A 21,848-nucleotide genomic window follows, 5' to 3' on the forward strand; every position below is an offset into this window, starting at 1 on the left:
TACGGGCTCCCCGTCATCAGACGATGGTGAACAGGGGCTGGTCGTACTCAACCGGCTGGGCGTTCTCGACGAGGATCGACTCGATCACGCCGCTGGCCTCGGCCTCGATGTGGTTCATCATCTTCATCGCTTCGACGATGCACAGGATGTCGCCCTTCTTCACGCTCTGGCCGACTTCGGCGAAGTTGGCGGAGGTCGGCGAGGCGGCGCGGTAGAAGGTGCCGACCATCGGCGAGCGGACCACGGTGCCGTTCAGCTTGGGCGCGGCGGGGGCGCCGGCTTCTGCCGGAGCGGCAGCTGCAACAGGCGCGGCGGCCGGAGCCGGAGCGGTGGCGTATACCGGCTGCGGGGCGTAGGCCGGCTGCTTGCTGTGACGGCTGATGCGCACGGACTCTTCGCCCTCGCGGATCTCCAGTTCGTCGATACCGGACTCTTCCAGCAGCTCGATCAGTTTCTTGACTTTACGGATATCCATAGTTCTGCAACTCCCAAGGGTGAGGTCAGGGGCGTTCTAATTGTTCCAGGGCGGCCTCCAGGGCCAGTCGGTAACCGCTGGCGCCAAGGCCGCAGATCACTCCCACCGCTACGTCGGAGAAGTAGGAGTGATGGCGGAAGGGTTCGCGCTTGTGCACGTTGGACAGGTGCACTTCGATGAATGGGATGCTCACCGCCAGCAGCGCGTCACGTAATGCGACGCTGGTGTGGGTGAAGGCGGCGGGATTGATGAGGATGAAGTCGACGCCTTCGCCTTTCGCGGCATGAATCCGGTCGATCAGCTCATACTCGGCGTTGCTCTGCAGATGCATCAGGTGATGGCCGGCGGCGCGGGCGCGCTGCTCCAGATCCTGATCGATCTCGGCCAGGGTGGTGGCGCCGTATTTGTCGGGCTCGCGAGTGCCCAGCAGGTTGAGGTTGGGGCCGTGCAGCACCAGGAGGGTGGCCATGGGCGCTTCCTTGTTGTTCTGACCTTGGACTGGCCGGGACTATGCCGAAAGCGCTGCGGGCTGTCCAGTTGCCAGAAGTAGTCGGCACGATGGACGAAATTTGCGGCAGAAATATGACGTCGTCAGTTCTGGCGGGCGGTGGCGCTGCCCAGGCGTTCGGCGAAATCGGCGGCGTTGATTTCACCTACGACACGCAAATCCTTCCACTCGTCACCGTTTCCGGCGAAGAACAGGATCGCGGGCGGGCCGAACAGCTGGTAGCGGTCCAGCAGCGCGCGTTGCTCGGCGCTGCTCTCGGTGATGTCGAAGCGGACCAGCCGGTAGCCGCCCAACCGGGCGGTCACTTCGGGTGCGGCGAGCACTTCGCGCTCGATCACCTTGCAGCTGATGCACCAGTCGGCGTACCAGTCGAGCAGCAGCGGCTGGCCGGCGTTCTTCGCCGCGGCGAGTGCGGTCTCCAGTTCGGCCGGGGTGGTGATGGTCTGCCACTGGCTCTCGGCCGCCTGGACAGGAGCACCGATGACGGCGGCGCCATGGCCGAGCGGGCGCAGCGGATCGCTCTCGCCCTGCAGGGCGCCGATCCAGGCCATCACGGCATAGACCAGCAGCGGCAGGCCGAGCAGTTGGGCCACCTTCTGGTGGTGGGTCTTCGGCGTCAGCTCCAGCACGCCCAGCCACAGGGCGACGCCGGCGGCCAGCAGGCCCCACAGGGCCAGGGCGACCGGGCCGGGCACCACCCGCTCCAGCAGCCAGACCGAAACCGCCATCAGCAGGGCGCCGAAGGCGTTGCGCACGGTGATCATCCACGGGCCGGACTTCGGCAGCAGGGCGCCGCCACCGACGGCGAACAGCACCAAAGGCGTGCCCATGCCCAGGCCCAGGGCGAGCAGCTTGAGACCGCCGCCGAGGGCGTCGCCGCTGGCGCTGATATAGAGCAGGGCGCCGGCCAGGGGCGCTGACACGCAAGGCGACACCAGCAGGCTGGAGAGCACGCCGAGGGCGGCGGCGCTGAGCAGGGTGCCGCCCTGCAGGCGCTGGCTCAGGCGCTGCAGCGGGCCGTCGACGGCGGCCGGCAGGCGCAGTTCGAGGAAGCCCAGGCTGGCGGCGCCGAACAGGCCGAAGAAGATGGCGAAGGGCACCAGCACCCAGGGCGACTGCAGGCGCGCCTGCAGGTTGAGTTCGGCACCGAACAGGCCCATCAGCGCACCGAGGATGGCGAAGCTGATCGCCATCGGCAGCACATAGGCCAGCGACAGCACCAGGCCGCGGACACCGCCGGGCTGGCCGCGCAGGACCACTCCGGTGAGGATCGGCAGCATCGGCAGCACGCAGGGGGTCAGGGCCAGGCCCAGGCCGCCGATGAAGAACAGCGCCAGTTCCTTCCAGGTCCAGCCGCCGGGGGCCGGGGCGCCAGCCGATGACTCTGCGGCGGTCGTGGGCGCGGCGCCCTTGCCGTCGACCTCGATGCGCTCGGTCTCCGGCGGGTAGCACAGGCCCTTGTCGGCGCAGCCCTGGTAGGTGACGTGCACGGTGAAGGGCAGGTCGATGGGGTTGTCGATCGGCAGCTCGACGTCGGTGATGCCGTAGTACACCTCGACGTCGCCGAAGAATTCGTCGTGCTTCGGCTCGCCCGCCGGCAGCACGGCCTCGCCCCTGGCCAGGTCGCTGGGCTCGATGCGGAACTGGAAGCGGTGGCGGTAGAGGTAGTAGCCCTCGGCGTTGACGAAGCGCAGCTTCACCGTGTTCGCCGAGCTTTCCACCAGGCTAAGGCGGAACGCCTCGCGCACCGGCAGGAAGTCGGCGCTGTTGTTCAGCGGCGCCTCGTCGATCACGCCACGCGGCGTCGGATCGTCGAACAGGCCAGCCAGGGCCGGCAGGGTGAACAGCAGCAGGAACAGCGGCAGCAGGCGGCGCATGGCGGACTCGCACGACGGACTTGGCGGGCATCATACCCAAGTCCGCCGGCTGACCCCAGGCGACCGGGTGGCGCAGGTGGGGCAATCGGGTGAAGGCCCTATTCGGACAAGGCAGGAAATCCCGTCATTCCCGCGCAGGCGGGAATCCAGGCGCGGGTCAAGACACCGCGTCCCTGGGGCCCCGCCTGCGTGGGGACGACGGGGCGTTGAGGGGGGCGCACAGCCGATCTTCCACTCGACTACCCTGATGGCGCGGGCTGTCAACGGATATTGCCGAGGGAGTTTTTTCGCGGACAAGTCCGCTCCCACAGAGCGTGGGAGCGGACTTGTCCGCGAATCTGTGGCTTACACGCGAAAGGCCTGTACCGCCGTATGCAGGCGGCCGCCCAGCTGCAGCAACTGCTCGCCCTGGGCGCGGCCCTCGCCGATGCGGGTCAGGTTGTCGCCGCCGAGGTGGTGGATGCGTTCGCTGCGGTCGCGGATTTCGCTGGCGGCGCCGCCCTGGTGGGCGGTGGCCTCGGCGATGCGTTCGGCCATGCTGGCGATGGTGCGGATGGCGAGCACCACTTCGTCCAGGGCGCCGTCGGCCTGCTCGGCCTGGCTGGCGGTGGCCTCGGCGTGTTCCATCTGGGCACGCATGGCAGTCACCGATTGCTGGGCGGCGGCCTGCAGGCGGGCGATCAGTTGCTGGATTTCCTCGGTGGCGCCGCTGGTGCGCTGGGCCAGCGAGCGCACCTCGTCGGCGACCACGGCGAAGCCGCGCCCCGCCTCGCCGGCGCGGGCGGCCTCGATGGCGGCGTTGAGCGCCAGCAGGTTGGTCTGTTCGGCCACGCCGCGGATCACCGTCAGCACCTGGCCGATGGTGGCGGTTTCGGCGGCCAGCTGTTCGATGGACTGGGCGTTGCCCTGCACCTCGCCGACCAGGCATTGCAGGCCGGTCAGGCTCTGTTCGATGACCCGCTGGCCCTGTTCCACCGCGCGACTGGCGGCGCGGCTGGCCTCGGCGGCCTGGCTGGCGTCGTCGGCGACCCGGGCGATGGTGCCTTCCAGCTCGCCCAGGGCATCGCGGATCTGCGCGGTGTCGGCCAGCTGGCGCTCGGCGCCGCCGTGCAGGCCCTGGCTCAGTTCGGCCAGGGTGCGGCTGCTGCCAGCCACTTCGCCGGCGTGCTGGTGGATGGTGCCGATCAGCTCGACCAGGTAGCGGCGCAGATGGTTGAGGGATTCCTCGATGTCGCGCAGCTCGCGGGTACGCGAGTCGAGGTGGACGTCGCGGGAGAAGTCGCCGGCGGCCCAGGTCGACAGGGCCGGGGCCAGGTGGCCGAGCAGGTTGCTCAGGCGGCGCTGGATGCGGTCCAGGCCGAGGGCGATGAGCAGGATCAGGCCGATGACCACGCCCTGGATCAGGCGCGCCTCGCCCTGGATGCGGCTGTGCTCGGCGCGTACCAGTGGCTCCAGGCCGGCCAGGGCGGATTGCAGTTGCTCGATCTTGGCGGCGCTGGCGCTGAGCAGTTCACCGCGCTGCTGGATCAGCGCGCGGGTGCGCGCCAGCTCGGCCGGATAGCGCTTGACCAGGCTGGCGAAGTCGCGCTTGAGGGCGATGCCCTTGTCTTCCGCCTGCTGCTGGTCGGCGTCGCCCGCCAGCCCGAGCAGGTCGGCGAAGCTGTTGCCGGCGTTAGCGTCTTCGGTCACGCCGAGCAGGGGCAGGGCTTCGAGGGCGCCGGCCAGCTGTTCGAGCGCGCCCAGTTCCCGCTCCACGTCGCCGGCCAGTTCGCTGCGCCCGCTGCTCACCAGTTTGTCGCGGGCGTGGCTCAGGCGCACCAGGTGTTGGGCGCCGCGGAACAGCGGCTGGGCGTAGCGCTGGGCATCCGGGCTGCCGCTGTCGTCGGCGTAGCGGGCCAGTTGATCGAGGGCGCCGCCCATCTCCCGCTCGGCCTGCAGCAGCAGGCCTTGCGGATCGCCGGCCAGCTTGCCGGCGGCGAGCAGGTCGGTGGAGACGAAACGCTCCAGGTCCTGCAGGCTGGGGCGCAGGGCGTCGGCCAGTTGCGCGGGCAGTTCGCCCAGCCGGGTCTCCAGCTCGGCGATGGCCTGGGTCGCCTGGCTGTGGCGCACCGCGTCGCCGCTGGCCAGGTAGGCTTGCACGTTGTCGGCGACCTGGTGCTGGAACTGCTGGGACAGGTTGAGGTAGCGCTGCATCAGCAGGTACGGCTGCTCCAGTGCCCGCTCCGACCACCAGAGCGTGCCGCCCAGAGCCAGGCACGAGGTGATCAGGAGGAGGGTCGAGAGGTTGGTGAGCTGCTTGAGACGCATGGTGGGCACCGGAAAAGCTGGCGATGCCCACAGGTTATTGCGATACGGTTACAGCCTTATGACGCTGTGACGCCGGTCACGCTTTTTCGCCCAGGTAGATTTCCACCCGGTTGCGCCCGCCGCGCTTGGCGACGTAGAGCGCTTCGTCGGCCTGCTTGGACAGGGTGTTGGTGTCCATATCCTCGGTCACTTCGGCGATGCCGCAGCTGAAGGTGCAGCTCAGGTCGCGGGGCTGGGCCGGGTAGTGGATCTCGGCGAAGCGCTTGCGGATTTCGTCGAGTACCTTGGCCGCGGTGGCGGCGTCGGTGTCCGGCAGGACCACGGCGAATTCTTCGCCACCGTAGCGGCCGATGTGGTCGGTCTTGCGCAGGCGCTGCTTGAGGAACAGGGCCAGGCTCTTGATCACCCGGTCCCCCATGGGATGGCCGTAGGTATCGTTGACCTTCTTGAAGTGGTCGATGTCGAGCATGGCGAAGGTCAGCGGCTGGCCGTCGCGGCGGGCGCGGAAGCGCGCGTCTTCGAGCAGCTGCAGGGTGTGGGTGTGGTTGAACAGCCCGGTGAGGCTGTCGCGCACCATGCGTGCCTTGAGGTTGCGCGCCCGCGCCGCGCGGTTGCGCACGGTGGCGATCAGGTGGCGCGGCTTGATCGGCTTGGTCAGGAAGTCGTCGCCGCCTTCGCTCATGGCGTCGAGCTGCTTGTCCAGGTCGTCTTCGGCGGACAGGTAGATGATCGGCACGCTGACGTAGCGGTCGTTGTGGCGGATCACCTTGGCCAGTTCGGGGCCGTTGCACTCGGGCATGTACATGTCGAGGATGATCAGGTCGGGCTGGAACTCGGCCAGCTCGGCCATGGCCTGGATCGGCTCGGTCAGGGTGCGGGTGACGATGCCCGCGCTGTTCAGCACGCGCTCGGTGTGGATCGCCTGGGCCCGCGAGTCGTCGATGATCAGCACCTTGTAGGGATCGTACTGGATCACGTTGGTGAGGATCTCGATGCGCTCGATCAGGCTGGAGGCATCCAGGGCGCCGGTGAAGAACTCCTGGCCGCCGGCGCGCACGGCTGCCAGGCGGGTGGGGGTGTCGACGTCCTGGTGGCTGAAGAACAGCAGGGGCAGCTTGTGTTCCAGGCCTTCCTGGGCCTCGCTGGCCAGCGCCAGTCCCTGGTCGGGCCCGGAGAAGTCCACTTCCATCAGGATGGCTGCCGGGTGGCGCTCGTCCATGGCGGTGCGGAAGGCGGCGGCGCTGGCCAGCGGCTGGGCGTGCAGGCCGAAGAATTCCAGTTGCTGGGCCAGGCGCTCGGCACGCTCCTGGTCCTGCAGGGCCAGGTACACGGGTTTGCGCAAGGGCGGCAGGAAGGTCTGGTCGTACTGGTCGCCATGGCGCAGGCCCGTGCGCGACAGGCGCTGCATCAACTGGTTGAGTTCGGTGATCAGCTGGCTGGTGAGGCGGCCGCGATTGGCTTCGACGGCTTCCAGGCAATGGCCGATGGAGCGGGCGAGGTGGACGTGCAGGTCCTGTTCGAAGCGCTCGGCGTAGCGCAGCAGCCCCAGGTTGGCCTCGATCAGCTCGGCCAGCGCGGTCGCGTCCCACTCCTGCTGCTGCAGGCGTTGCCACACCTCCAGCACCTGACGCGCCTGGTGAATCACGCGCTTGGCGAAGTGTTGCTTGAGCCGATCGCGGCTGGGGTCTTCGTGCTCGATCATGATGGGCATCTAACGTGGTTCAGCCTTTTGGGCTGAGTGATGGCCTGATGCTACCACTGGAAAGGTATTCCAAGGATAACCATTGATCATTTGACGCCAATTTTCCAACTTTTGGCCGAATCGGCGGCATCCAGGCCATTCTGTCACTGCTCTGACTGTGAGCTTCACTTATAGTGCAGAACGGATCGGCCGCGGACAGGGTCGGATCAAGCGATGACGCAATGAAGGATCAAGATCATGCTGGATTGGAAGAATCGCGCAGGTGAGCTGCGTGGCAACGTCGATGACTCGATGGACGGGGTGCGCAGCTATTTCGGTGGCGGCTGGCTCGGCAAGACGCTGGGCACGCTGCTGGGCATCTACCTGCTGGGCGCCATGCTGGTGGGCTGGTACTGGAGCCAGGAGCCGGACCTGTTCCCGGTGCAGCAGCATGCCCAGGCGGCGGCCGAACAGGCCCAGCGCAAGATGGTCAGCGGCTATACCACGGTGGAGACCCTCAAGCAGGTCTCCCAGACCCTGCTGAGCAAGCCCGGCGGCTACCTGTCCAACGACATCGCGCCGCCCGGCCTGTGGCTGGACAACATGCCGGCCTGGGAATACGGCGTGCTGGTGCAGGTGCGCGACCTGTCCCGCGCGCTGCGCAAGGACTTCGCCCGCTCCCAGTCGCAGTCCACCGAGGACCCGAACCTGGCGAAGGCCGAGCCGCGCTTCAACTTCGACAACAAGAGCTGGGCGCTGCCAGCCTCCGAGGCCGAGTACGCCGAGGGCATCAAGTCGCTGGACCGCTACCTGGCGGCCCTGGCCGATCCGAGCCAGCCCAAGGCCCAGTTCTACGCCCGCGCCGACAACCTCAACAACTGGCTGGGCGACGTCGCCACCCGCCTGGGCTCGCTGTCCCAGCGGCTGTCCGCCAGCGTCGGCCGGGTGCGCCTGAACACCGACCTGCAGCCCAACCAGACGGTGCCGGAAGGACAGACGGTGCAGGTCAGCGAGGAAGAGGTGCGCACGCCCTGGCTGCAGATCGACAACGTGTTCTACGAGGCGCGCGGCCAGGCCTGGGCGCTGTCGCACATGCTGCGTGCCATCGAGGTGGACTTCGCCGACGTGCTGGCGAAGAAGAACGCCACCGTCAGCGTGCGCCAGATCATCCGCGAGCTGGAGGCCGCCCAGGAGACCCTGTGGAGCCCGATGGTGCTCAACGGCAGCGGCTACGGCGTGCTGGCCAACCACTCGCTGGTGATGGCCAACTACATCTCCCGTGCCAACGCCGCGATCATCGACCTGCGCACCCTGCTGAGCCAGGGCTGATGGGCCACCCCGCGAACGAGGCGGCGCACCGCGCCGCCTCCGACGCCGAACGGGTGGCCTGGGTCGACGAGCGCGACCACCAGCTCGGCGGCCTGCCGCGTGCCGAACTGCGCGGCCGCGGGCTGATCGGCCGTGGCACCTTCATCCTGCTGTTCAATTCCCGTGGCGAGCTGTGCGTGCACCGGCGCACCCTGAGCAAGGCCGTGTATCCCGGCTACTGGGACGTGGCCGCGGGCGGCATGGTGGGGGAGGGCGAGAGCTATGCCGAGTCCGCCGCCCGCGAGCTGTTCGAGGAACTGGGCATCGTCGGCGTGCCGTTGCGTGAGCACGGCCGCTTCTTCTTCGACGAGCCGGGCAACCGCCTGTGGGGCGCGGTGTTTTCCGCCGTGTCCGATGCGCCGCTGGCGCTGCAGCCGGAGGAGGTGATGGAGGCGCGTTTCGTCACGCTCGAACAGGCCCAGATGCTTGTACGGGAGAAGCCCTGCTGCCCGGATTCGCTGCAGGCGTTGCGGTTGTACCTGGCGGCGCAGGGATAGCCCCCTCTCCCTGTGGGAGAGGGCCGGGGTGAGGGTGCCATGGTCGACTCGGCGTGGCCTGCGAGCCCCTCACCCCCGGCCCCTCTCCCGTGGGGAGAGGGGTGGGGAAGCCCGCGCCGGCCGTGGTGTTGTGCAGTATTTCCGTACGTCCTGGTGCGCGATGCCGAACGGGGTCGCCAATCCGTCGGCCAATGGCGCAATTCTGCACTTAGCAGAAGCGACTTTTATCCGTACACTGCGCCACCTCCATGCTAGGCGCCACGCCTGGTTGCGCCGCCCCTGCCTGAGTGGGGCCTCGCGGCTGACATCGTTCAGCCAGTCGCTATCCTGACCCCTACGAGGAAAAGCCGGTGGTCAAGAAAGCTTCTTCGCTCTCCGCCCTGGGCGGTCTCGTCTATTCCACCGATGGCGGTCGGCACTGTCCCGACTGCGGCCAGCCGGTGGCCGCCTGCATCTGCAAGCAGAGCCAGATTCCCGAAGGCGACGGCATCGCCCGCGTGCGCCGCGAGACCAAGGGCCGTGGCGGCAAGACCGTCACCACTGTCACCGGCGTGCCGCTGGCCGAGGCCGAGCTGAAGGAGCTGGCCAGCGCGCTGAAGAAGCGCTGCGGCTGCGGTGGCGGGCTGAAGGACGGCGTCATCGAGATCCAGGGTGACATGGTCGAGCTGCTGCTCGAAGAACTCGCCAAGCGTGGCTTCAAGGCCAAGAAGTCCGGCGGCTGACGCGCCGCTTCCTAAACTTCCACGCAGGCGGGGTAGTCCACTCTTCCTGCAATCTTCATATTCGTGATGTACAACCGCTGCCGGGCGGCAGCCCTTTCTCGCCCCACAGGAGACTTCGATGGCCGCAAGACGCACCCGCAAAGACGACGGTAGCCAATGGACGGTGGCGGACAGCCGCAGCGTCTACGGCATTCGCCACTGGGGCGCCGGCTTCTTCTCGATCAACGATGCCGGTCGCGTCGAAGTGCGACCCAACGGCCCTGACAGCGCGCCGATCGACCTCTACGCCCAGCTCGACGGCCTGCGCGAGAGCGGCCTGTCGCTGCCGCTGCTGGTGCGCTTCCCGGACATCCTGCAGTCGCGCGTGCGCCAGCTGACCAGTGCCTTCGACGCGGCCATCGAGCGCCTCGAGTACGGCAGCCGCTACACCGCGCTGTACCCGATCAAGGTCAACCAGCAGGAGGCGGTGGTGGAGAACATCATCGCCACCCAGGACGTTTCCATCGGCCTGGAGGCCGGCTCCAAGCCCGAGCTGATGGCGGTGCTGGCGCTGGCGCCGAAGGGCGGCACCATCGTCTGCAACGGCTATAAGGACCGCGAGTTCATCCGCCTGGCGCTGATGGGCCAGAAGCTCGGCCACAACGTGTTCATCGTGATCGAGAAGGAATCCGAGGTGCAGTTCGTCATCGACGAGGCGGCCAGGATCAAGGTCACCCCGCAGGTGGGCCTGCGCGTGCGCCTGTCCTCGCTGGCGTCCTCGAAGTGGGCCGACACCGGTGGCGAGAAGTCCAAGTTCGGCCTCTCCGCCGCGCAGATCCTCTCGGTGGTCGAGCGCTTCAAGGCGGCCAAGCTGGACCAGGGCATCCGCCTGCTGCACTTCCACATGGGCTCGCAGATCGCCAACATCGCCGACTACCGCAAGGGCTTCCGCGAGGCCATCCGCTACTACGGCGAGCTGCGCGGGCTGGGCCTGCCGGTCGATCACATCGACGTCGGCGGCGGCCTCGGCGTGGACTACGACGGCACCCACTCGCGCAACGCCAGCTCGATCAACTACGACATGGAGGACTACGCCTCCACCGTGGTCGACATGCTCAAGGAATTCTGCGACCGCCAGGAAATCCCTCATCCGCACATCTTCTCCGAGAGCGGCCGGGCGATGACCGCGCACCACGCGGTGCTGGTGGTGCAGGTGACCGACGTGGAGCGGCACAACGACGAGGAGCCGGAGATCGACCGTTCCGTCGAGCAGCCGGAGGTGCTGCAGAACCTGATCGACCTGCTCGGCGGCAGCGACCCGGAGATGGTCGCCGAGACCTACTGGCGCGCCACCCACTACATCGAGGAAGTGGCCGCGCAGTATTCGGCCGGCAAGCTCAACCTCACCGAGAAGGCCCTGGCCGAGCAGTGCTACTTCGCCATCTGCCGGCGCCTGCACAACCAGCTCAAGGCGCGCCAGCGCTCGCACCGGGCGGTGCTCGACGAACTCAACGACAAGCTGGCGGACAAGTACATCTGCAACTTCTCGGTGTTCCAGAGCCTGCCGGACACCTGGGCCATCGGCCAGATCCTGCCGATCCTGCCGCTGACCCGCCTGGAGGAGGAGCCGCTGCGCCGCGCCGTGCTGCAGGACCTGACCTGCGACTCCGACGGCAAGATCCGCCAGTACGTCGACGAGCAGTCGATCGAGACCAGCCTGCCGGTGCACGAGGTGCGCGAGGGCGAGGACTACGTGCTCGGCGTGTTCCTGGTCGGCGCCTACCAGGAAATCCTCGGCGACATGCACAACCTGTTCGGCGACACCGACTCGGTGAACATCTACCAGCGCCCGGACGGCAGCGTGTTCCACACCGGCATCGAGACCCACGACACCATCGAGGACATGCTGCGCTACGTGCACTTGTCGCCGGAAGAACTGATGACCTACTACCGCGACAAGGTGGCCGGCGCCAAGCTCACCGCCAACGAGCGCTCCCAGTACCTGGACGCGCTGCGGCTGGGGCTGACCCGCTCCTCCTACCTGTCGACCTGAGGTCGGACGCGGGTTTCACCCGCCCTACAGGCTCCCGTAGGGCGGGTGCAACCCGCGCACATCGCGGCAAAGAAAAAGCCCGGCATCCGCCGGGCTTTTTCATGGTGATGCCCCATTGGCTGTTGCGCCTGCTCGTAGGGTGCGCCGTGCGCACCGGAGCCACCGGGCCTACAGACAGGTGCGCACGGCGCACCCTACAACAGTGGGGCGATCAGCTGAAGTAACCCACCCCGCGCGCCATCAGGCTGGCCAGGAACGGCAGGCAGACCAGAAGCAGCAGCTCCAGGCGGATCACCCAGATGGTGCGCCGGGCCTGGGCCGGGGTGATGGTCGGTGCCTTGCCGGCCAGTAGGTCGTTGCGCCAGTTGAAGAAGGTCAGAGTCGGCAGGATCGACAGCAGGCCGACCAGGATGAACAGGGTGACCTTGGCGTGGAACACCCAGTTGTGCAGGTAGAAGTCCACGCCCTTGCCGAACCAGACCACCCGGGCCAGGCCGGTGGCCAGCACCAGGCCGGCCGTCACGCCGTAGGCCAGGTCGATGCGCAGCAGGCGCCGCGCGGTGGCGTGGTCCAGGTCGGCACGGAACAGGATGTGCTCGCAGGTGAGCAGGGCGAACAGCACGAAGATCGACAGGTAGTGCAGGCTGGCGGCGATCGCATCGGCCATGGCGGGCTCCTCGGATGGCTGGGACGGAATGACGGGCCGTTCTGTCGCGGCCCTGTTCCGAGGCAAGGTACAGGGGCCGGGCGGTGCGATCCAGCGCTCGCTGCGCTCAGCCCGCCGCCGGCAGCCAGGCGTCCCGCCGCTGCAGGCGCCGGGCGAGCAGCGCCAGGGTCACGCCGCGCATCAGCATGAAGCCGAGGAAGGCCAGCCACAGGCCGTGGTTGCCCAGGCCGCGCAGCAGCCAGCCGAGCACCAGGCCCAGGGCCACGCTGAGCAGCATGGCGTTGCGCATCTCGCGCGCGCGGGTGGCGCCGATGAACAGCCCGTCCAGCAGGTAGCTCCACACCGCCACCAGCGGCAGCAGCGCCATGTACGGCAGGTACGGGTAGGCGGCGCGGCGCACCTCGGCGATGTCGGTCTGCAGCTCGACGAACAGTCTGCCGGCAACCAGGAAGAGCAGGGCGAACAGCAGGCTGCCCAGCAGCGACCAGCCGCCGGCCACCACCAGCGAGCGGCGCAGGGTGAGCCGATCGCGGGCGCCGATGGCGTGGCCGCACAGCGCCTCCACCGCATGTGCCAGGCCGTCCAGGGCGAAGGCGACCACCAGCAGCCCGTTGAGCAGCAAGGCGTTGGCCGCTACCGTGGCGTCGCCCAGGCGGGTGCCCTGCACGGTGATCAGGAAGAACACCAGGTGCAGCGCCAGGGTGCGGATCAGGATGTCGCGGTTCACCGCCAGCAGCGCGCTCCAGCCGCTCCAGCGGCGCAGCTCGCGGCCCGGCAGCCGTCCTGGATGGTGACGCAGGGTGCGCCATGCCAGGCACAGCCCGAGCAGCGCGCCGCACCACTCGGCCAGCACCGAGGCGCGGGCCGAGCCGAGCACGCCCCATTCCAGGCCGAGGACGAACCACAGGTTGAGCGCCACATTGAGCAGGTTGGTGGTCAGCATCACCGCCAGCGCGCCGCGTGCGCTCTGGGTGCCGAGCAGCCAGCCGACCAGCGCCGCGCAGGCCAGGGTGGCCGGCAGCCCGAACAGACGGGCGTGGAAGAAGTCGCGGGCCTGGGCGTCCAGCTCGGCCGAGGGACTCATCAGGCGCAGGGCCAGGTCGCTCAGGGGCACCGCCAGCAGGCCGACCGCCACGGCGATGACGGCCGCAAGGGCCAGGCTCTGCAGCAGCACCAGGCGCAGCGCAGCGCCGTCGCCGCGGCCCGCCGCCTGGGCGGCGAAGCCGGTGGCGCTCATGCGCAGGATGCCGAACACGCCGGCCAGCATGGCGTACAGGCTGCCGCCCACCACCACTGCACCGAGCTGGTGGGCATGGGGCAGGTGGCCGATCACCGTGCTGTCCACCAGCGCCACCAGCGGCACGGAGAGGTTGGACAGGATCATCGGCGCGGCCAGCGCCCAGACCCGGCGATGGGTCGGTGCGTGACGCCAGGCGGCGAGCAGTGCGGACATGGAGCGGCCCCAGGGCGAAAGCACGGGATTATAGGCCGGGGTGACAAGGCGCGCGTGGCACCGTGGCGTTGTCCGGCGACCTTCCAGGCTCTCGCCGGTGGAGTCTTGTGGGAGCGGCCTTGGCCGCGAAGTCATGGCGTTGGACTGTGCATGGTGACGGGGGAAGGCTTCGCGGCCAAGGCCGCTCCCACAAGGGCTTCGGTGCCGAGTGCAGATCGTCGACAAATTGATTCCAAGTGCGTAACGCTTCCGTGAAGGGCTCATCTGGCTCGGCTATAGTGCTGGCCTTCCCCCGCCACTCTCCCGAGAGTCCGTCATGTCGTACAAAGGATTGTTTCTGGCTGCCGCGCTCGCGCTCCTCAGCGCCTGTGATTCCTCCACTTCCGATGCTCCCGCCAAGCCGCCCGCCCAGCCGGCGGCGTCCGCCGAACAGGCCGCCAAGCCACGCGCGGCGCTGGACAAGGCCGAGCTGAGCCAGCGCTACGCCGGCCGCGAGCTGTCCGTAGCGGATGTCTCGGAAATCCAGCTGGACGGCGCCAGCACGCTGTCGGTGAGCTTCAGCGTGCCGCTGGACCCGGACCAGGACTTCGCCGCCCGCGTGCACTTGGTGGACAAGAAGAGCGGCAAGGTCGACGGCGCCTGGGAGCTGTCCGACAACCTGATGGAACTGCGCCTGCGCCACCTGGAGCCGCAGCGCAGCCTGGCGCTCACCGTCGACCGCGGCCTGCGCGCCATCAATGGCAGCGAACTGGCCGCCGAGTACAGCGCCAGCCTCGACACCCGCGACCTGCAGCCCACGGTGGGCTTCGCCAGCCGCGGCTCGCTGCTGCCGACCCGACTGGCCGAGGGCCTGCCGGTGATCGCGCTGAACGTCGACAAGGTCAACGTCGAGTTCTTCCGCATCAAGCAGGAGGCGCTGACCAACTTCCTCGCCCAGTGGGGTCGCGCTTCCAGCCTGGACACCTGGCAGTCCCGCGAGCTGCTGCCGATGGCCGAGCTGGTCTACAGCGGCCGCTTCGATCTCAATCCGGTGCGCAACACCCGCGAGACCGTGCTGCTGCCGATCGCCGGCCTGGAGCCGTTCAAGCAGCCGGGCGTGTACCTGGCGGTGATGCGCCAGGCGGGCACCTACAACTATTCCCAGCCGGCGACCCTGTTCACCCTGAGCGACATCGGCCTGTCCGTGCACCGCTACCACGGCCGCCTGGACGCCTTCGCCCAGGCCCTGGAGGGTGGCAAGGCGCTGTCCGGCGTCGACGTCGAGGTGCTCGGCTACAAGGGCGAGGTGCTGGCCAGTGTCAAGACCGACGGCGACGGCCATGCCCAGCTGCCGCTGCCCGAGAAGGCCACCCTGCTGATCGCCCGCCAGGGCGAGCAGACCAGCCTGCTCAACCTGTCCAGCCCGGCGCTGGACCTGGCCGAGTTCGACATCGGCGGCGCGGTGGCCAACCCGCTGCAGTTCTTCGTGTTCGGCCCGCGTGACCTCTACCGCCCGGGCGAACTGGTGCTGCTCAACGCCCTGCTGCGTGACGTCGACGGCCGCTCGGTCAAGCCGCAGCCGGTCAACGTGGAAGTGCGCCGGCCGGACGAGCAGGTCAGCCGCAAGTTCGTCTGGGAGCCGGGCGCCAAAGGCCTGTACCAGTACCAGCTGCAACTGGCCGGCGAGGCGCCGACCGGGCGCTGGCAGCTGCTGTTCGACTTCGGCGGCGGCCGCCAGCAGATCTACGAGTTCCTGGTCGAGGACTTCCTCCCCGAGCGCCTGGCGCTGGAACTGAAGGGCAGCGAGAAGCCGCTCAAGCCGAGCGACGAGGCACGCTTCCAGGTCGAGGGCCGCTACCTTTATGGCGCGCCGGCGTCGGGCAACCGCCTGACCGGCCAGGTCTATGTGCGTCCGCTGCGCGAGGCGGTCAAGACGCTGCCGGGCTACCAGTTCGGCTCGGTCACCGAGGAAGAACTGAGCCAGGACCTGGAACTCGAGGAAACCACCCTGGACGCCGAGGGCCTGGCCACGGTCGGCGTCGAGAACCGCTGGGCCGAGGCCAAGTCGCCGCTGCAACTGATCCTCCAGGCCAGCCTGCAGGAGTCCGGCGGTCGCCCGATCACCCGTCGCCTGGTGCAGCCGGTGTGGCCGGCCGAGCGCCTGCCGGGGCTGCGCGGCCTGTTCGACGGCGAGAACGTGGACGGCGACGGCCTGGCCGAGTTCGAAGTGCTGCTGGCCGACCCGGCCGGCAACAAGCTGGCCAGCGACAGCCTGCAGGTGCGCCTGATCCGCGAGCGCCGCGACTACTACTGGAGCTTCTCGGAAAGCGAGGGCTGGAACTACCACTACAACGAGAAGTTCCTCAACCTCGGCGAGGAACGGGTCAAGGTGGCCGCCGGCGGCACCGCCAAGATCAGCTTCCCGGTGGAGTGGGGCCCGTACCGCGTCGAGGTCACCGATCCGCAGACCGGCTTCACCAGCAGCCTGCGCTTCTGGGCCGGCTACTACTGGCAGGACAACACCGAAGGCGGCGCGGTGCGCCCGGACCAGGTCAAGCTGGCCCTGGACAAGCCGGCCTACGGCGCTGGCGAAACCGCCAAGGTCACCGTCACGCCGCCGGCCGGCGGCAGCGGCTACCTGATGGTCGAGTCCAGCGACGGCCCGCTGTGGTGGCAGGAAATCGAGGTGCCCGCCGAGGGCAAGAGCTTCGACGTTCCCCTGGCCAAGGACTGGGCGCGCCACGACCTGTACGTCAGCGCCCTGGTCATCCGTCCCGGCGAGCGCAAGGCCGGGGCCACGCCCAAGCGTGCCGTGGGCCTGCTGCACCTGCCGTTCGACCGCGCGCCGCGCAAGCTGCAGGTGAGCCTGGAAGCTCCCGAGAAGATGCGCCCGCTGCAGCCGCTCAAGGTCAAGGTGCAGGCGAAGAACGCCGATGGCAGCGTGCCGGAGAAGGTCAATGTGCTGGTGGCGGCGGTCGACGTCGGCATCCTCAACATCACCGAATACAAGACCCCCGACCCGTTCGCCGAGCTGTTCGGCCGCAAGGCCTACGGCGTGGACCAGCTGGACGTGTACGGCCAGCTGATCGAGGCCGGCCAGGGCCGCCTGGCCAAGCTGGCCTTCGGTGGCGACGCGGCGCTGGCCAAGGGCGGCAAGCGCCCGGACACCAGCGTCACCATCGTTGCCCTGCAGAGCGTGCCGATCGAGCTGAATGCCCAGGGCGAGGGCGACGTCAGCCTGGACATCCCCGATTTCAACGGCGAGCTGCGCCTGATGGCCCAGGCCTGGACCGACGAGCGCTACGGCATGGCCGAGGGCAAGACGGTGGTGGCCGCGCCGCTGGTGGCCGAACTGTCGGCGCCGCGCTTCCTCGCCGGAGGCGACGAGACCAGCGTGGCGCTGGACCTGACCAACCTGTCCGGTGCCGAGCAGCAGCTGGAGGTGCGGGTCGAGGCCGAGGGCCAGCTCAACCTGGCCGGCAATCCCGACGGCTACAGCACCACGCTGGACCTCGACCAGGCCCAGCGCGACACCCTGCGCATCCCGGTGCGCGCCGTCGGCGGCTACGGCACTGGCGTGCTGCGGGTGACCGTGGCCGGCCTCGACCTGCCGGGCGAGAACCTGCCGGCGTTCAGCCGCGAATGGCGGATCGGCGTGCGCTCGGCCTGGCCGGCGCAGCAGAAGCACCTGCGCGGCGTGCTGCAGGGCGACAGCTGGCAGCTGCCGGCCGGCACCCTGGCGGCCTTCGAGCCGGCCGGGCGCGAGGCGCTGCTCAGCGTCTCCAGCCGTCCGCCGCTGAACCTGGCCGAACAGATCCAGGCGCTGCGGGCCTACCCCTACGGCTGCCTGGAGCAGACCACCAGCGGCCTGTACCCGTCGCTCTACGCCGACGGCGCCACCCTCAAGCGCCTCGGCCTGGAAGGCGAGCCGGAGGCCCAGCGCCGCCGTTCCATCGAGATCGGCATCGAGCGCCTGCTGGGCATGCAGCGCTACAACGGCAGCTTCGGCCTGTGGGGCTCGGACAGCGACGAGGAATACTGGCTGACCGCCTACGTCACCGACTTCCTGCTGCGCGCCCGCGAGCAGGGCTTCGCCGTGCCGCCGGAAGCGCTGGAGAAGGCCAGCGCGCGCCTGCTGCGCTACCTGCAGGACCGCCAGCTGGTCGACGCCGGCTACAGCGACAACCTCGACCACACCCGCTTCGCCGTGCAGGCCTATGCTGGTCTGGTGCTGGCGCGCAGCCAGCAGGCGCCGCTGGGCAGCCTGCGCGCGCTGTATGACCGCCGCGCCGACGCCAAGTCGGGCCTGCCGCTGGTGCAGCTGGCCGTGGCCCTGCAGAAGATGGGCGACAAGCCGCGCTCCGACGAGGCGCTGGCCCTGGGCCTGGGCATCGGCCGCCAGCGCAAGGAATGGCTGGCCGACTACGGCAGCCCGCTGCGCGATCAGGCGCTGATCTACGCCCTGCTGGAAGAGAACGACCTGGCCGCCTCCAGCCGCGACCAGCTGCTGTTCTCCCTGGCCGAGGAGCGCTCGCTGCAGACCTATCTGTCGACCCAGGAGCGCAACGCGCTGTTCCTCGCCGGCCGTGGCCTGATCAAGACGCCTGAGAAGGACTGGCAAGCGACGCTGAACGTGGCCGACCAGGTGCGCGAGCTGAGCAACGCTCTGCCCGCCCTGCGGCTCGACGGCGCCAGCCTGGCCGAGCCGCTGAGCCTGAGCAGCGCCTTCGACGGAAAGCTCTACCAGCAGCTGACCATCTCCGGCTACCCGACGGCGGCGCCGGCGGCCCGTGGCAACAACCTCAGCATCGAGCGCGGCTTCTACGGCCTGGACGGCCGTCCGCTGGACCTGGGCAACCTGGCCAGCGGCCAGCTGGTGCTGGTCCACCTGGCGGTGCGCGCCGAGGAGCGGGTGCCCGACGCCCTGGTGGTGGACCTGCTGCCGGCCGGCCTGGAACTGGAGAACCAGAACCTGGCGCAGAGCGCCGCCAGCCTGGACGACGCCAGCAGCGCGGTGAAGGAATGGCAGCAGTCGATGCAGAACGCGGCGATCAAGCACCAGGAGTTCCGCGACGACCGCTTCGTCGCCGCCGTCGACATCAACGGCTACGACACCACCCACCTGCTGTACCTGGCCCGCGCCGTCACTCCCGGCACCTACCGCGTGCCGCCGCCCCAGGTCGAGTCCATGTACCGCCCGGCCTGGAACGCCGTCGGCGCCGCCCCGGCGCAGTTGGTGGTGAAGGAGAACTGATCGGTGCCGAGCTACCCGGATTCGTCCGGCTACAGACCGTAGCCCGGATGAAATCCGGGATCGGCGTCAGGAGTGAATCCGCTGCCGGACAGGGAGGTCTGGCCGATGGTCAACTACCGACGCGCCACCGTGCCGGGCGCCTGCTATTTCCTGACCCTGGCCTTGCAGGACAGGTCCAGGGACTGGCTGGTGCGCTATAGCGGGGAACTGCGCGAGTCGCTTGCACAGACACTCCGGGAGCGGCCGTTCAGGTTGCCTGCGGCGGTGGTGCTGCCCGAGCATCTCCACCTGCTGATGGTCCTGCCGGCCGGCGACGCCGATTTTTCGTCGAGGGTCCGCCGCTTCAAATCGCTGTTCGTCGGTCGATTGCGAAGCGTCGGTGCTCCGCTGATGTTCAACCACAAGAGAGAGGCCGACGTTTGGCAGCGCCGCTTCTGGGAACACCTGATACGCGACGAGCCGGACTTCGCCGCCCATGTGGACTACATCCATGCCAACCCGCTCAGGCATGGCTTGGTCGAGCGGGTCCGGGACTGGCCGCTGTCCAGCTTTCATCGCTACGTTCGGCGAGGATTGCTGCCCATCGACTGGGCGGGAGACGGTGTCGGTCCGATCGAATGTGCGGGCGAGTGACGGCAGCCCCGGATTGCATCCGGGCTACGGATCGGACCCGTGCCGGCTCTGCTCAACCGATCAGCAGGCTCAGGGTCCAGAGCGCCAGCAGCAGGACGATCAGGCCCCAGATGATCGAGCCGCGCAGGAAGGCGCGGATGGCGCTGACCAGCAGCAACAGGCCGATGATCAGGACCAGGATGCTGATCCAGTTCGGGTCCATGCCCAGCGAGCGGGACAGGCCGTCGATGAAGTTGGCTCCGGCCTGGCCGATCAGGCGGAAGAAACCGGTCAGGGCCTCGACCAGGACACGAATGAAGTTGCCCAGTATTTCGCCCAGTCGTTCGAAGAAGCTCTCGGTACCCATCGATCCTTCCTTACACTCTGTCGGTGATCCTCAAGCTTGGGCTGCGTCGGCCCGAGCCGAGTTCCCCCCGTTGCGCTGGAGCCCCCGATGAAACCTTCGCCGCGCGCTCTGCGGCGAGCCCTGCGCCGCCCCTGGCTGGTCCTGCCGCTGCTCCTGCTGGCCGCGCTCTGGTGCGCCGACCGGCTGTTCCCGCTGCCGCTGCCCGAGGATGGCCTGGCCCGCGTGGTGCTGGCCGAGGACGGCACGCCGCTGTGGCGCTTCGCCGATGCCGAGGGCGTGTGGCGCTACCCGGTGGCGCCCGACGAGGTGTCGCCCTATTACCTGCAGGCGCTGCTGACCTACGAGGACCGCTGGTTCTACCGCCATCCGGGAGTGAACCCGCTGGCCCTGGCGCGCGCTGCCTGGCAAAACCTCACGGGCGGGCGCGTGCTGTCCGGCGGCAGCACCCTGTCGATGCAGGTGGCGCGGCTGCTCGACCCGCACGAGCGGACCCTTGCCGGCAAGCTCAGGCAGTTGTGGCGCACCCTGCAGCTGGAGTGGCACCTGTCCAAGGAAGAAATCCTCGCCCTCTACCTCAACCGCGCGCCGTTCGGCGGCACCCTGCAGGGCGTGGCGGCGGCCAGCTGGGCCTACCTGGGCAAGCCGCCGAGCCAGCTCACCCGCGCCGAGGCGGCGCTGCTCGCGGTGCTGCCCCAGGCGCCCAGCCGGCTGCGTCCGGACCGTCACCCCGAGCGAGCGCAGGTGGCCCGGGACAAGGTGCTGCGCCGGCTGGCGGAGTTCGGCGAGTGGCCGCGCACGGCGGTGGACGAGGCCCTGCAGGAGCCGGTGCTACTGGCGCCGCGCCGGGAGCCTGACCTGGCGCCGCTGCTGGCGCGCCGGCTGAACGTGCCGGGCAGCCCGCCGCTGATCCGCACCACCCTGGATGCCAACCTGCAGCGGCGCCTGGAAGACCTGCTGCTGGGCTGGCGCGCGCGCCTGCCGGAACGCACCTCGGCCGCCATCCTGGTGGTGGACAGCGAGAGCATGGCGGTGCGCGCCTACCTGGGCTCGCTGGATGTGGGCGACGACCGTCGCTTCGGCCACGTTGACATGATCCGCGCCCAGCGCTCGCCCGGCTCGACCCTCAAGCCGTTCCTCTACGGCATGGCCATGGACGCCGGGCTGATCCACTCCGAGTCCCTGCTGCAGGACGTGCCGCGTCGCTACGGCGACTACCGGCCGGGCAACTTCGCCGCCGGCTTCATCGGCCCGGTGTCGGCCAGCGAAGCGCTGGCCACCTCGCTCAACCTGCCCGCGGTGCAGCTGCTGGAGGCCTACGGCCCCAGGCGTTTCGCCGGCGAGCTGCGCGGCGCGGGTGTGCCGCTGGCGCTACCGGCCGGCGCCGAGCCGAACCTGACCCTGATCCTCGGCGGCGCCGGTAGCCGCCTCGAAGAGCTGGTGACCGGCTACAGCGCCTTCGCCCGCGCCGGCATGGCCGCGCGCCCGCGCCTGCAGCCGCAGGACGCGCTGCGCGAACGGCGCCTGCTGTCGCCGGGGTCGGCCTGGATCGTCCGGCGCATCCTCTCCGGCCAGGCGCGGCCGGACCGCGACCCGCGCGCCGAGCTGGTGCAGCGCCCGGTGCTGGCCTGGAAGACCGGCACCAGCTACGGCTTCCGCGACGCCTGGGCGGTCGGGGTCGGCCCGCGCCACCTGATCGGGGTGTGGATCGGCCGGCCGGACGGCACCCCGGTACCCGGCCAGTTCGGCCTGGCCTCGGCCGCGCCCCTGCTGCTGCAGGTACACGACCTGCTGGTCAACCGCGATCACCAGCGCGGTCTGGCGCCGCCGGTGCAGGAAGTGCCGGCCGGCGTCGGCGTGGCCGCCATCTGCTGGCCGCTCGGCCAGGAACTGGCGCGCGGCGATCCCAACTGCCGGCGCCAGCGCTTCGCCTGGACCCTGGAAGGCACGGTGCCGCCGACCCTGCAGGCGGCCGACCAGCCACTGGGGCTGGGCCTGAATCAGCGCCTCTGGCTGGATGCCGAGGGGCGCCAGGTGGCGCCGGGCTGCGAG

General features: G+C 69.2%; 15 protein-coding genes. 7 read left to right on the plus strand and 8 right to left on the minus strand.

The window, feature by feature from the left end; all coding sequences use genetic code 11:
- Nucleotides 1–16 precede the first annotated feature (16 nt).
- The 5 genes from accB to N7640_RS08920 all read right to left on the minus strand — a co-directional run bounded on the left by accB (nt 17) and on the right by N7640_RS08920 (nt 6,872).
- Nucleotides 17–475 (minus strand): acetyl-CoA carboxylase biotin carboxyl carrier protein, encoded by a 459-nt coding sequence (gene accB, locus N7640_RS08900; RefSeq protein ID WP_279903577.1) that lies wholly within the window; start codon nt 473–475, stop codon nt 17–19.
- Nucleotides 476–500: 25 nt separating this feature from the next.
- On the minus strand, nt 501–944 hold the full coding sequence (gene aroQ, locus N7640_RS08905; RefSeq protein ID WP_220815919.1) for a type II 3-dehydroquinate dehydratase: 444 nt from the start codon (nt 942–944) through the stop codon (nt 501–503).
- Nucleotides 945–1,066: 122 nt separating this feature from the next.
- Entirely contained in the window at nt 1,067–2,860 is a 1,794-nt protein-coding gene (locus tag N7640_RS08910; RefSeq protein WP_279903578.1) for a protein-disulfide reductase DsbD, read from the minus strand.
- A gap of 345 nt (nt 2,861–3,205) precedes the next feature.
- On the minus strand, nt 3,206–5,167 hold the full coding sequence (locus tag N7640_RS08915; protein WP_279903580.1) for a methyl-accepting chemotaxis protein: 1,962 nt from the start codon (nt 5,165–5,167) through the stop codon (nt 3,206–3,208).
- Between the two features lie 76 nt (nt 5,168–5,243).
- The gene (locus N7640_RS08920; protein ID WP_220815935.1) at nt 5,244–6,872 is read right to left on the minus strand and encodes a PleD family two-component system response regulator; all 1,629 of its coding nucleotides are present in this window, start codon (nt 6,870–6,872) and stop codon (nt 5,244–5,246) included.
- A gap of 234 nt (nt 6,873–7,106) precedes the next feature.
- On the opposite strand from N7640_RS08920, the gene N7640_RS08925 reads away from it, so the two are divergent.
- The 4 genes from N7640_RS08925 (at nt 7,107) to speA (ending at nt 11,467) form a co-directional block, all read left to right on the plus strand.
- Nucleotides 7,107–8,177, plus strand: coding sequence for a DUF2333 family protein (locus tag N7640_RS08925; RefSeq protein ID WP_220815916.1), 1,071 nt, complete (start codon nt 7,107–7,109; stop codon nt 8,175–8,177).
- Nucleotides 8,177–8,713 carry an NUDIX hydrolase gene (locus N7640_RS08930; protein WP_279903581.1) on the plus strand — a complete coding sequence of 179 codons (537 nt, stop codon included), beginning with the start codon at nt 8,177–8,179 and terminating at the stop codon, nt 8,711–8,713. Before N7640_RS08925 ends, N7640_RS08930 begins: the two co-directional genes overlap by 1 nt.
- Before the next feature lie 350 nt (nt 8,714–9,063).
- Nucleotides 9,064–9,435, plus strand: a complete 372-nt coding sequence (locus N7640_RS08935; protein ID WP_279903582.1) for a translation initiation factor Sui1 — start codon at nt 9,064–9,066, stop codon at nt 9,433–9,435.
- Between the two features lie 118 nt (nt 9,436–9,553).
- Complete coding sequence (speA, locus tag N7640_RS08940; RefSeq protein ID WP_220815913.1) at nt 9,554–11,467, plus strand: arginine decarboxylase; 1,914 nt, start codon at nt 9,554–9,556, stop codon at nt 11,465–11,467.
- Nucleotides 11,468–11,678: 211 nt separating this feature from the next.
- Here speA and N7640_RS08945 read toward each other — a convergent pair whose 3' ends face one another.
- Both N7640_RS08945 and N7640_RS08950 read right to left on the minus strand, forming a co-directional pair.
- Complete coding sequence (locus N7640_RS08945; protein WP_279903584.1) at nt 11,679–12,134, minus strand: DUF2214 family protein; 456 nt, start codon at nt 12,132–12,134, stop codon at nt 11,679–11,681.
- A 106-nt stretch (nt 12,135–12,240) separates the two neighbouring features.
- Complete coding sequence (locus tag N7640_RS08950; protein WP_279903585.1) at nt 12,241–13,587, minus strand: MATE family efflux transporter; 1,347 nt, start codon at nt 13,585–13,587, stop codon at nt 12,241–12,243.
- Between the two features lie 316 nt (nt 13,588–13,903).
- On the opposite strand from N7640_RS08950, the gene N7640_RS08955 reads away from it, so the two are divergent.
- Nucleotides 13,904–18,820: an alpha-2-macroglobulin gene (locus tag N7640_RS08955; RefSeq protein WP_279903586.1), complete on the plus strand. Its 4,917-nt coding sequence runs from the start codon at nt 13,904–13,906 to the stop codon at nt 18,818–18,820.
- Nucleotides 18,821–18,892: 72 nt separating this feature from the next.
- On the plus strand, nt 18,893–19,453 hold the full coding sequence (locus tag N7640_RS08960; protein WP_347815588.1) for a transposase: 561 nt from the start codon (nt 18,893–18,895) through the stop codon (nt 19,451–19,453).
- A gap of 52 nt (nt 19,454–19,505) precedes the next feature.
- On the opposite strand, the gene N7640_RS08965 is transcribed toward N7640_RS08960, so the two are convergent.
- A complete protein-coding gene (locus N7640_RS08965) occupies nt 19,506–19,799 on the minus strand; it encodes a hypothetical protein (RefSeq protein ID WP_279903587.1) in 294 nt (97 codons plus the stop codon).
- An 87-nt stretch (nt 19,800–19,886) separates the two neighbouring features.
- On the opposite strand from N7640_RS08965, the gene pbpC reads away from it, so the two are divergent.
- Nucleotides 19,887–21,848, plus strand: a 1,962-nt coding sequence (gene pbpC / locus N7640_RS08970; protein ID WP_279906191.1) for a peptidoglycan glycosyltransferase PbpC, incomplete at its 3' end; no start/stop codon positions are given.

It is taken from the genome of Pseudomonas sp. GD04015, from assembly GCF_029837675.1.
In the GTDB taxonomy this organism is placed as follows: Bacteria; Pseudomonadota; Gammaproteobacteria; order Pseudomonadales; family Pseudomonadaceae; genus Aquipseudomonas; species Aquipseudomonas paralcaligenes.

Coding starts and splice junctions, on each gene's coding strand:
- N7640_RS08955 (WP_279903586.1), top strand. CDS start 13,904: ATGTCGTACAAAGGATTGTTTCTGGCTGCCGCGCTCGCGCTCCTCAGC.
- N7640_RS08910 (WP_279903578.1), bottom strand. CDS start 2,860: ATGCGCCGCCTGCTGCCGCTGTTCCTGCTGCTGTTCACCCTGCCGGCC.
- aroQ (WP_220815919.1), bottom strand. CDS start 944: ATGGCCACCCTCCTGGTGCTGCACGGCCCCAACCTCAACCTGCTGGGC.
- N7640_RS08965 (WP_279903587.1), bottom strand. CDS start 19,799: ATGGGTACCGAGAGCTTCTTCGAACGACTGGGCGAAATACTGGGCAAC.
- speA (WP_220815913.1), top strand. CDS start 9,554: ATGGCCGCAAGACGCACCCGCAAAGACGACGGTAGCCAATGGACGGTG.
- N7640_RS08930 (WP_279903581.1), top strand. CDS start 8,177: ATGGGCCACCCCGCGAACGAGGCGGCGCACCGCGCCGCCTCCGACGCC.
- N7640_RS08925 (WP_220815916.1), top strand. CDS start 7,107: ATGCTGGATTGGAAGAATCGCGCAGGTGAGCTGCGTGGCAACGTCGAT.
- N7640_RS08950 (WP_279903585.1), bottom strand. CDS start 13,587: ATGTCCGCACTGCTCGCCGCCTGGCGTCACGCACCGACCCATCGCCGG.
- accB (WP_279903577.1), bottom strand. CDS start 475: ATGGATATCCGTAAAGTCAAGAAACTGATCGAGCTGCTGGAAGAGTCC.
- N7640_RS08945 (WP_279903584.1), bottom strand. CDS start 12,134: ATGGCCGATGCGATCGCCGCCAGCCTGCACTACCTGTCGATCTTCGTG.
- N7640_RS08915 (WP_279903580.1), bottom strand. CDS start 5,167: ATGCGTCTCAAGCAGCTCACCAACCTCTCGACCCTCCTCCTGATCACC.